At 42.7% G+C, this 11,235-nt stretch carries 9 protein-coding genes; 8 read left to right on the top strand and 1 reads right to left on the bottom strand.

From position 1 onward, the window contains the following. Positions 1–98 precede the first annotated feature (98 nt). The 5 genes from GVO62_RS15585 to GVO62_RS15565 all read left to right on the top strand — a co-directional run bounded on the left by GVO62_RS15585 (position 99) and on the right by GVO62_RS15565 (position 4,623). Positions 99–920, top strand: coding sequence for a sulfite exporter TauE/SafE family protein (locus tag GVO62_RS15585; protein ID WP_105932146.1), 822 nt, complete (start codon positions 99–101; stop codon positions 918–920). A gap of 21 nt (positions 921–941) precedes the next feature. Beyond that, positions 942–2,120, top strand: a complete 1,179-nt coding sequence (locus tag GVO62_RS15580; RefSeq protein ID WP_159120018.1) for a pyridoxal phosphate-dependent aminotransferase — start codon at positions 942–944, stop codon at positions 2,118–2,120. Positions 2,121–2,354: 234 nt separating this feature from the next. Further along, positions 2,355–2,720 (top strand): response regulator, encoded by a 366-nt coding sequence (locus GVO62_RS15575; RefSeq protein ID WP_105932065.1) that lies wholly within the window; start codon positions 2,355–2,357, stop codon positions 2,718–2,720. After that, positions 2,717–3,301: a chemotaxis protein CheX gene (locus GVO62_RS15570; RefSeq protein WP_120962149.1), complete on the top strand. Its 585-nt coding sequence runs from the start codon at positions 2,717–2,719 to the stop codon at positions 3,299–3,301. The genes GVO62_RS15575 and GVO62_RS15570 overlap by 4 nt, the downstream gene beginning before the upstream one ends. Beyond that, positions 3,301–4,623, top strand: coding sequence for a sensor histidine kinase (locus tag GVO62_RS15565; protein ID WP_159120017.1), 1,323 nt, complete (start codon positions 3,301–3,303; stop codon positions 4,621–4,623). Before GVO62_RS15570 ends, GVO62_RS15565 begins: the two co-directional genes overlap by 1 nt. Before the next feature lie 9 nt (positions 4,624–4,632). Here the strand turns inward: GVO62_RS15565 and GVO62_RS15560 are convergent, their stop codons facing one another. Continuing rightward, complete coding sequence (locus GVO62_RS15560) at positions 4,633–5,652, bottom strand: MBL fold metallo-hydrolase (RefSeq protein WP_159120016.1); 1,020 nt, start codon at positions 5,650–5,652, stop codon at positions 4,633–4,635. A 254-nt stretch (positions 5,653–5,906) separates the two neighbouring features. Here GVO62_RS15560 and GVO62_RS15555 point away from each other — a divergent pair, with 254 nt between their 5' ends. The 3 genes from GVO62_RS15555 to GVO62_RS15545 all read left to right on the top strand — a co-directional run bounded on the left by GVO62_RS15555 (position 5,907) and on the right by GVO62_RS15545 (position 11,206). Next, a complete protein-coding gene (locus GVO62_RS15555; RefSeq protein WP_159120077.1) occupies positions 5,907–8,291 on the top strand; it encodes a DNA polymerase II in 2,385 nt (794 codons plus the stop codon). Between the two features lie 254 nt (positions 8,292–8,545). Next, positions 8,546–9,124, top strand: coding sequence for an EF-hand domain-containing protein (locus tag GVO62_RS15550; RefSeq protein WP_159120015.1), 579 nt, complete (start codon positions 8,546–8,548; stop codon positions 9,122–9,124). 351 nt (positions 9,125–9,475) lie between these two features. Further along, positions 9,476–11,206 (top strand): AMP-binding protein, encoded by a 1,731-nt coding sequence (locus tag GVO62_RS15545; RefSeq protein ID WP_159120014.1) that lies wholly within the window; start codon positions 9,476–9,478, stop codon positions 11,204–11,206. The last annotated feature ends 29 nt before the right edge of the window (positions 11,207–11,235 follow it).

Genomic DNA, 11,235 nt, shown 5'->3' with positions numbered 1-11,235 from the left:
CTCACGCCGGTGTTTGCGTTTTATATAACCGTATATAAGTAAATCCTAAAGAAAGGTTCTTCAATGTTTATAGCAGTATTGTGTGGAGTAGAATGCAAATGGAACTAGAACTACTGTGGTTTGTAGTTACCTTGTGTATAACCGGTGCCATAGCTGGTATCACCGCAGGCCTTTTTGGCAATGGTGGAGGGTTTGTTGTTGTTCCAGCCCTGCTCGCCGTCTTTCCTTTTTTTACTCCTCCGTCAGAAGCGCTCGTAAAAGTTGCTATAGGAACATCATTAGCCTCCATTGTGGTTTCCAGCGCTCGCTCTGTCATGGCTCATCGAGCCAAAGGCGCCGTAGATTTCGATATTCTGCGGTCTTGGAGTATCTGGCTCGTTCTAGGAGTTGGCGGTGGCCTGCTTATCGCTAACAACACAAGCGCCAACGGGCTTACCGTGGTTTTCGCGGCAGGTGTTTTACTCTATTCGGTGTATTTTTTATTTCCCGAATTTGTCGTAAGACCTGGCCTGGTTTTCGACATGCCAAAAGGTATTGGTAAAGCAGTGTTGGCATTTGTTCTCGGTGGATTCTCAGCACTTCTTGGTATAGGCGGCGGCACGCCAACGGTTATCACAATGGTAATGTGTCAGCGCACTATCCAACAGGCTGTGGCAACCGCAGCTGGCGTAGGCTTTTTAATAGGACTTCCTGGTGCTATCGGATTTTTGTTTATGAAACACCCTGATACTGCCTCTCTACCCGTTGGCACTATTGGCTACATCAATATACCTGCGCTTATCGCAATTAGTATAGGCGCCATATTCACTGCACCTATTGGAGCAAAAATGGCACATAACTTCAGTGAAAAGAAACTAAAACGCCTTTTCGGTATTTATCTCGTCATTGTATCAAGCGCCATGTTCTACAAAGCCATATAACACGTCTAAAAGGAGAGAATCATGAGCCATAGCCGTTCAAGACGCTTATTTATCGGAGGTTCGGTAGCTGCGTCAGCACTCGGAGTAAGCGGATTTAGTACATTTACTGCTGCACAAACAGCAGGAGCCATTACCAGCCCCATTCCCGCTGTGACATATGGCCCCTCACCGGGTGTAGCAAAACTCAATGCTAATGAAAACCCATTTGGCCCAAGCGCTAAAGCATTGGAAGCAATTACTAAGGCCTCCGCTGAAGGTGGCGCATATTATGCTTACCCAGCCGCAATGACACTTTTAGATATGATTGCAGAACGCCACGGTATTTCACGTAAGAACCTTTCTTTAAGCGCAGGCTCTAGCCCTATTCTCTCTTATACTGCGCTCGCAGCCAGTAAAAAAGGAAAAATTCTTGGGCCAGATCTCTTTTGGGATACCACATCAAAAGCCCCGGAAAAACAAGGCGCGCCCGAAATAGTAAGAATTCCTAATACAGCAGAACTCGACATTGACCTTGACGCCATGTACGCAGCAATTGATGATTCCACTGGCATGGTTCATATCTGTAACCCAAATAACCCAACAGGTAAAATACTCGACCCAGACAAGTTACGAGACTTTTGCATTAAGGCCTCTAAAAAAACACTTGTATTGGTTGATGAAGCTTACAATGAACTGATTGATGAACCACCAAAACACACGATGATCCCCCTTGTTAAAGCAGGACACAACGTGGTTGTTGCTCGTACTTTTTCTAAAATTTATGGCTTAGCTGGCATGCGAGTTGGCTACCTTATAGCATCAGAGGAAAATACGGATTGGATTAACCGCTATGGTATGGGTGGCTATACCTTGAATCAAGCTGGCCTTGCTGCCGCCATTGCAAGCTACAATGATGAGGCTTTTCTGACGTTCTCGAAAGAGAAAATATACGAGGGTAAAGCAATGGTTATAGATGCTGTCAAAGCAAACGGTTTGACAGCTCTGCCGTCGAGTACTAACTTTGTCTTTGTTAATTTGGGTGACGGCAACGCTGAATATTTCCGTCAAGCCATGGCCGAAGAGGACGTGCTGATACGAGGAATTTATCGTACCTACACTAATTGGTCTCGCGTAAGCATGGGAAGAATTGCAGATGTAAAACGTTACGTTGATTCGATGCCTAAGGCGCTAGAAAAGATGTACGCTTTACAAAATAGCTAGCTCAGAACGGTGTGTACTGAACACTCGTACACGCCTACTCATCATCAGCTAACATCCTCTCATTTCAACTAAAAGTCTAATACGCATAAAAGTCACTTCTGCCATATACTTTATAAAAATCGTTATTGCGATAACACTCGAGCAATTTTTTTAACGAGTTTATTGCGGTAATGCTAAAACTGCTCATACTTTATTAAAAGATATTCCTCTAAATGCCGCTCTAGGAGGCTGTAAATGTCACTTTCTGTATTAGTTGCTGATGATTCAAAGTTATCGAGGCGCAGTGTTATTCGAGCACTCCCCCAGGACCTTGAATACGATATTACCGAAGCAACGAACGGCCAAGAAGCTATTAATGAGCTATCAGAGAGGAGTTTTGCACTTGTTCTATTAGACCTTACCATGCCGGAAGTGGATGGGGTGGGCGTGTTGGAATTCTTGCATGAGAGGCCCGATGCACCAAACGTTATTGTAATAAGTGCTGATTTTCAGCCGGAAAAGCAGAAAATTGTAATGTCTCTAGGAGCTAAGCGTTTTCTTCGCAAGCCGCTAGATAAAGAAGAGTTAGCAATGGCATTATTTGAGCTGGGGTATCTATGAGTATCGTACTACCGCTAGATGAAGAGCAAAGAGATGCGCTTCAGGAATTGTTAAATATTTCTATGGGGCAAGCCGCCAATTCTCTCGCACAGTTGATAGAAACCAAAATTGATATTTCTATTCCAAAGATTTCAGCAGTTACCCCTACTCAGCTCTATAGCCTTTTATTTGAAACAGAAGATTCCTTCTATACTCGACAGTCTTTTTTAGGAGATGTACATGGCGAAGTAATGTCTGTGCTCTCTAGGGCTGGCTTGACGGAAGTGGCTACGTTGATGGACTACGACGACCCGTTGAGTAAAGAAGACATTCAAGAGATTATTCTAGAACTTTGTAATATTTTGGCAGGCGCCTGTCTGGCAGGCCTCTCCGATCAGCTGGAACTGACGACTAACCTAAACATGCCAACCTTGTTTCAGCCAGATAAAAGCAATTTCGATGACCTTAAATGGCAGCACAGCCTAGTTATGGAAGTGCAATTTGTCATTGCAATTTCATCGTTCAGCATGCGCGTAGTTTTCTGTTTAGACGACGAGTCTCTTGCGCGAATGAAAGCTACATTGGATGAGTTGCTCGCATAATGTTTGAACAGCTGGTAGGTAAATTACCGGTCGGGATAGGTATTGTTGACGAGAGCTTCAATGTTGTTTATTTGAATGATTTTTTTTTAGACAGACTGCCCCATGAATTGCGTAAAAATTATAAAGAGACGCCGGTTACTGACTTATTCCACGGCCAAGGCAAGTTTTTAAAACGCAGACTTAAGTCGGTCTTTGTATTGCAGCATCCCAGTTTTAGCTATTGGGAACAGCGTCCTCACATATTTCCATTTAAAAGTTCTCGCCCAATAACGGGTGAAGAAACTCAAATGTATCAAAATATGGAAATTCTGCCCGTCAAAGATAAAGCGACGGGCCAGAGATACGCATGTATTTTTCTTCAAGATGTGACAGCACAAGCAAGTTATTTCAGAGCACAACAAAAACTATCAGAAGCTCTAAAAAAAGAACATGAAGCGCAAAGAAAGCTGATCAGAAAACTCGACACCGCACAAAGTCAGCTTATTCAAGCAGAGAAAATGGCGTCTACTGGCCAGCTTGCTGCGGGTATCGCTCACGAAATCAATAACCCTATCGGATTTGTGAATGCCAATCTCAACACGCTTGGGCAATACGCCTCTCATCTCATTTCTATATGCGATGGTGTCTACTCACATATTGAAAACTTCAACGACGAACTAAACGAGCAAATAGAAGCGCTCTATCAATCGAACCACTACGAGCTATTGAAAGAGGATATAACCGAATTAATCGAAGAATCTACGGACGGGCTAACGCGAGTTAAAGACATAGTAGAGAACCTAAAGAACTTTTCATTAGAAAATTCAGAAGGTGTTCAAACCGTTGATATATGTACCGTATGTAATCAGCTTATTACTCTAATTTCGGCTCAATACAGCACACCTCAATATAAATTCGACTGTGAGTTAGAAAAAGTTGAAGTTATGGGTAACCCCGGCCCGTTAAAGCAAGCGTTAATGAATGTGATGATCAATGCCGCGCAGGCCATAGACACCAAAGGCGTTATAAAACTCAGCGTTCAAGAGTCAGGCGATCGCGTTATCATTAAAATACTTGATTCAGGGTGTGGTATTCCAGCCCAACATTTGAAGCGTGTTTTCGAACCTTTTTTCACCACAAAGCCCGAGGGACAAGGGCAAGGCTTGGGCTTATCTGTCGCTTATACAGCGATAGAACAACATCAAGGTAAAATATCAATAAGCAGCAAGGAAGCAAAAGGGACGGTGGTCGAAATCTCTATTCCTAAACAACCTTCTCACTCGAAGGTCAATAGCTCAGAAAGCGTCACTGAGCCATCTGACATTGTGCAGGAAGAAGTATGAACAGCCTGATTAATTTGTTTCTATAGCGGTAAACTCGTAGTGACCTTTATCGTTAACATCGCGAGAAAGCATTCCCTTACTATATAAATAATTTAAATGAGACAGGCATTCTGCTACTGCAAAGACCATATTTCGGCTTGATAACTTTCGTTTAAACATAACGGGCAGCAGTGCTACCACCGTTTGAGGGCGTTCACAAGCTTCAAGCAATGCCTTTAAATGTTCGTGGTGATGCTCTATAAGCGTATCGACCCTTTCATGTAGACCGACAAATGGTAACTTGTGAGCTGGTAGTACAGTGACGTCTTTTGGCAGCAATTTAAATTGAGGCAAGGTACTCAAATAATCATCTAAGGTATTTGCATCGGGCTCTGTGGAATAGGCACCAATGTTAGGGGTAATAATAGGTAGGATGTGATCGCCTGAAATTAAAATATTCTTCCTTTCGTTAAAAAGACATGCGTGCTCTGGAGAGTGACCACGGCCGATAATTACTTTCCATTCATCCTTTCCTAGAGACAACGTCATACCATCTTTAAGTCGTGTGTAGCTGATTGGCAAGGGAGACACAACGCTACTGTAGCCATTCCCATCTCCTGCAGTCAGTTTTTCAATTAAGGCATCATCAAGACCGGCACGTTGATAATAAAGTATATCTCTTTCATTTGTTGCCCCATTTCTACCGGCAGAAAAAGCTCTGGCCGTAAAATACTCGGTTTGCGTCATATAAAACGGGACGTTGTACGTGTCAGCAATCCACCCCGCTAACCCAACATGGTCAGGATGTAGATGCGTCACAATCACACCGACAATGGGTGCGTTTAACTGTTCAAAAATACGCAGCCATAGTGATTTCGTTGTGGAGGTTCCTATGCCAGTGTCAAGCACCACCCAGCCGCCCTCGCCTTTTAACAAATAAAGGTTAATATGGTCTAGGTCGAAAGGTAAAGGCATAGTTAGCCATAATACTCCTTCCGCAATTTCTATAAACTCGCCAGGTTCTACCTGCTTGTCATATAGATATTCCATACCGCCCTCGCTGAAGTTTTTAGCCAATGTTTCGGTTATTCATCTAAGTAACCTTAAATGTCATCACCAAAGAAAACCGCTCAAAGTACTACGTTTCTACCTCGCTCCCTACGTAAAGACAAACATATCTGTCGAATAGAGAACTATAGGAGTTGGTGATAACAAACGGTATACTCAAGAGTGGTGGCTTGTTGACGAATACAAGAGTCATCAGTATCTCATCTTATAAAATGTCGCTTTCTCTAAACGGAATCATGCCAAGCACTTCAATACATCAAGGTTTCATACTCAATAAAAGCACGTTCACAGTGCGGGGCAAAGTGTATGTAGAACTGTGGGTAAAAACTGCAAAGCAAATTGTGAAGCTCATCTCGTCCCCCCAAAATCCCACTTGTTTTGTAGCAGAAGAGCAGGAGCCGTTACTAAGAGAGCTAGCAGATCATATCTCGCTTAAACTCTTCGTTTCCGACGATGGTTTTTACACCCTAGAACAAACCAAAGTAGCGACCGTCAAGACCAAAACGGAAACTCAAATGCATCAGTTGCGTCAATTGGCGCGGGAAAAAGACATTATTTTATATGAGGCTGATATTAGGGTGGCCGACCGTTATCTGATGGAGCGGTTTGTTTATGGCGCCGTTGAATTCGTTGCTCCTGCGCTTAATTCTGAGAGTAAAAATAATGAACCGCTTATTGATACCATCGAAAATGTACAAATAAGATCTTGCGAGTATAGAACGACATTTTCATCCCTCAGCATAGATATTGAATGTAGCGAAAACGAAGAACTGTTCAGCATTGCTTTGTCCGGTGACGGATTGAATATTGTAATACTGGTTTGTCCTCCTGGTTTTTCTAAACACCAGTTCACCGCGGCGAAGGAAAATCCCTATCAACTTATCGTTGTCGAATCTGAACGAGAGCTTCTTAATGCATTTTTCACGCATATAACAACATTCGACCCTGACATTATCTTAGGGTGGAATGTTAAGCAGTTTGATATGGCTGTGCTTGCTCGTAGAACGAAAGCGAATAACTTAAATTTCAATATTGGACGCCGCTCGCGGGAGGCTTCAGTGCGGCAATGGGAGGACCAGACTCTGGTCGATGTACCCGGTCGCTGCGTTATCGATGGTATTGAAGCATTGAAAACCATGACTTACCAGTTTGAGTCTTATTCACTTGATCACGTTTCAGAAGCATTACTGGGTGAAAACAAGCTTATTCAAGAAAGCGACAAACTTGCTGCTATAAAGCGCCTATATTATGAAGATCCTATTGCATTAGCGAACTATAACTTCAAAGACACAGAACTGGTAAACCGTATTCAGGAAAAAACGCAGTTTATCGACTTCCTCGCTTTACGAAGCACGTTAACCGGCCTCGATATGAGCAGGCCGGGCGGATCAGTGGCGGCGTTTCTCAATGTTTACCTACCCAAGCTCCATCGCCGTGCCTATGTCGCTGGTGTTAGACCAGAAAATGGAGGGCTGGCAAGCCCAGGGGGATACGTTATGCGTTCCCAGCCAGGCCTTTATAAAGATGTCTTAGTTCTCGATTTTAAGAGCTTGTACCCGTCTATCATACGAACATTTAAAATAGATCCTGTGGGATTGGCAGAAGGATTGAAGTCACCGGAGAACGCGATTGAGGGCTTCAAAGGTGCAGTATTTAGTCGAACCATCCACTTTCTTCCAGCAATTATCGAAAATCTCTGGCTTCAACGTGACGAAGCAAAAAAACAAAAGGATTCCCCGCGCTCACAAGCCATTAAGATATTAATGAACTCATTTTATGGTGTATTAGGCAGCGGCGGCTGCCCTTTTTACGACCCACGACTCGCCAGTTCAATTACCCTTCGTGGTCATGAGATCATGCAGACTACTGCCGGATGGATTGAAGAGTTAGGTTATCAAGTTATTTACGGCGATACCGACTCAACCTTTGTCCACGTGGAAGGAAATGACACTTTAGGTTCACCAGGAAAGACAGGAATAAAGCTTGCTGAAATTATCAATAAGAAATGGACGGCATTGCTAAGGGAGCGTTTCGAGATAGATTGTCATTTGGAAATTGAGTTTGAATCGCATTTTTCTACGTTTTTTATGCCTACAATCAGAGGCTCAACGGAAGGGAGTAAAAAACGCTACGCGGGAATGAGGGGTGACGAACTCATTTTTAAAGGCTTAGAAAATGTGCGCTCTGACTGGACTACCTTAGCAAAGTCTTTTCAATATCAGTTGTATAAGAAAGTATTTTCAGGCCAGCCAATAGAAAAGTACATTAGCGACACGCTAAATGCGGTCAAATCAGGGCAAATGGACGATGAATTGGTTTACAAAAAGCGTTTGCGAAAGCCCCTATCATCCTACACCAAGTCCCTTCCACCTCATGTGAAAGCAGCGAGACGTGCCGATGAACTTTTCAGGGAGCAGGGCTTGCCCTTACGCTATCAATCGAATACCACAATAGCATATGTTGTTACGGTTCAAGGCCCGCAAACGATAGAGACGGTGTCTGCACCATTACACTATGATCACTACATCGAAAAACAAATTCAACCTATAGCAGATAGTATCTTACCGCTCATCGGTGCAAGCTTTGAACACATCGCTAACGACCAGCTAACCTTGTTTTAGGCGTAAATATTTTGTATGAACATCTTTCAGATGATGTGACAAATTAACAAAAACACGTTGCTCTCTGAAGTTAATAAAATCTTCTTATCCTTACTTTTCATAAACTTAATCCTTTGGCACAACAAGTGAATAAAACACTATGAGTAACTAAATCGGTTTGAGTGAAGTCACAACTTCATCAACATGCGTTCCATTTAGTGGTTAGGGCAATTGAGAGCCCGCGTTCGCAATGAAAAAACAGAAGGAATTTGATTATGAAGATCACAAAATTTAGTTTGATTACCAGTGCAGTTATTACTGCCACACTTTCTGCCTCAGCTTTCGCAGGACATCACGAAGAAAAAATTTCAATGGGCTTTGATGCCCTAGACAAGGATAGTAATGGTTACATCGTCGGCTCGGAGTCGTCTGGTGTTATGAATAGTCAATTAGTGTCTAAAATGGATACCGATGGCGACAGTATGGTGAGTCGCGCTGAGTTTAATGCATTTGTTGACGAAAAGCCTTCAATGTTTAGTGACGAAATAATTACACAGGTCCAGACCGAAGGCACTAATGATGCAATGTTAAGAGAAAAAGGGAACCCTGAACTATTCTCGAAAGATGACGGCGAAATGATCTCCGAGAAGAATAAGGAATTGCGCACTGAAATGTCAGCAAGCGCAGACGACAAATTCACAAAAATAGACATGGACAGTGACGGTAAAATTAGTAAAACCGAACTAGAAGCCGCCAAGCTAGAGGGTGACTTCGAGTCTATGGACGAAAACGATGATAAATACATTACACGTATCGAGTATAGAACTTATTATAAAAACCTTGATGCGGAATAGGTCAATATAAGTCCAATACTCTGGTTTTATTCAAGGCTTCGTTACATTGCGAAGCCTTTTCGTATAAGTGTCAAAATCCTGTCAAATATGCTTTCCATTTCCTCAGTATCTTTTACTGACTGAGACGAATCATCGAAATTCATCGGTACATAACACCATATACGACTAACATCTTGTCGACAAAACCATTTTGCAAACCTATTGTTAATAAAGTTCGAAGTAGTTGTTTACGCCACTATTTTTCACGCAAGGTAAACATCTATTTGTGGCCAACGCCTTGAACATAAATCGCGTGAACTAACGATAGTTATGCAACTAAAAAGTAGATGCGAAAGCATATGGAGACAAGTTATGACGGATTCAACAACCCTGCTAGAAACTTCATTTCCTCTAATAAAAAGTGAGTACAATGGCCCTACCAACACAGAACTAACATCGTTGACCATTGGGCAATACTTAAAACGTATTGTCGACAATTATTCAAATAATTTAGCTATCGTTGTGAGACACCAAAATGTTAGATGGTCATATCGAGAATATTGGGAACAAGTAGAAAGCGTCGCTTGTGGGTTACTCAGTGATGGCGTAAAACCCGGTGATCGCGTCGGTATTTGGTCGCCTAACAATATAGAGTGGTCACTCGTTCAAATGGCCACCGCTCGCATTGGCGCAATTATGGTGTGCTTAAACCCTGCCTATCGGCCTGACGAATTAGCTTTTGCAGTGAACAATGTCGAAGTTAAGTTCCTCATCATGGCGCAATCATTTAAACAATCCGATTATGTCTCGATGTTACAAGAGCTTGCTCCAGAACTAAGAAATATGGAAGAAGGCAACGCTTTCGTATGTTCAAAGCTACCTTCACTTAAACAAGTTTATACAATAGGCAACGAGCCAGTAGTCGGATTAAAACCTTTTTCCACGTTGCAAATCACGCCTACAGATACATTAAAAAGGCAGTTAACTGAAATCGAAAACACGTTAAGCGCCAACGATGATATTAATATTCAATTTACCTCAGGTACTACAGGCAATCCTAAAGGCGCGACCTTAACGCACCGAAATATTCTTAACAACGGCTTACTTGTAGCACAAGCTATGCGCTTCACCCACAAAGACAAACTTTGTATTCCTGTCCCTCTTTATCATTGTTTTGGAATGGTTTTAGGTAGCTTGGTTTGTGTCGCATCTGGTGCCTGTGCTGTATTTCCAGGCGAGTCTTTCGACCCCGAGACAACTCTCCGCACTGTGGAAGAAGAAAAGTGCACGGCATTGCACGGTGTTCCAACCATGTTTATCGCGGAGCTTGAACTTCCGACGTTCAAGAGCTTTGACTTATCTTCTTTAAGAACTGGTGTGATGGCGGGAAGCACTTGCCCAGAAGAACTTATGCGTAAAGTGCACAGCGAATTTCATATGACAGAAGTAGTGATAGGTTATGGTCAAACAGAGTGTAGCCCTATTAATCATATTACCGACATAGACTCGCCTTTTGAAAAACAAGTTAAAACCGTAGGCCGCGCTATGCCTCATACAGAAGTGAAGATTATTGATACGCAAGGTAATACCGTGGCAATTGGAGAGCCAGGTGAAATATGTGCCAGAGGTTACTGTGTGATGAAGGGTTATTGGGGGGACGAGACTAAAACAAAAGCAACGATAGACCATGAAGGCTGGCTTCACTCTGGCGACTTAGGAGAAATGGACGATGAAGGCTATGTGACTATTGTCGGTAGAATAAAAGATATGATTATTCGCGGTGGTGAAAACATTTATCCACGAGAGATAGAAGAAGTCTTATACCAACACGCGGATGTGTCTGACGCCGCTGTATTCGGCATTCCTGATGATAAGTATGGAGAGCAGGTTTGCCTATGGATTAAAGCAAAGGAAAACCAACACATAGATGAAGAGCAAATACGCCACTACCTTAAGTCTAAGCTTGCTTACTTTAAAGTGCCCAAATACATCAGTGTTGTAAAAGAATATCCCATGACAGTAACAGGTAAGCTTCAAAAATTTAAAATGCGCCAATACATGATAGAAGCACTGAAGAAGCAAGCCCTACAATCCGAAGCGTAATCCACAACAAATATTGGGGTCAGAGTACA

This window comes from Alteromonas sp. KUL150, from assembly GCF_009811475.1.
In the GTDB taxonomy this organism is placed as follows: Bacteria; Pseudomonadota; Gammaproteobacteria; order Enterobacterales; family Alteromonadaceae; genus Alteromonas; species Alteromonas gracilis.
Note: the sequence above shows the minus strand (reverse complement) of the source record. Positions and strands in the feature narration are given on the sequence as shown.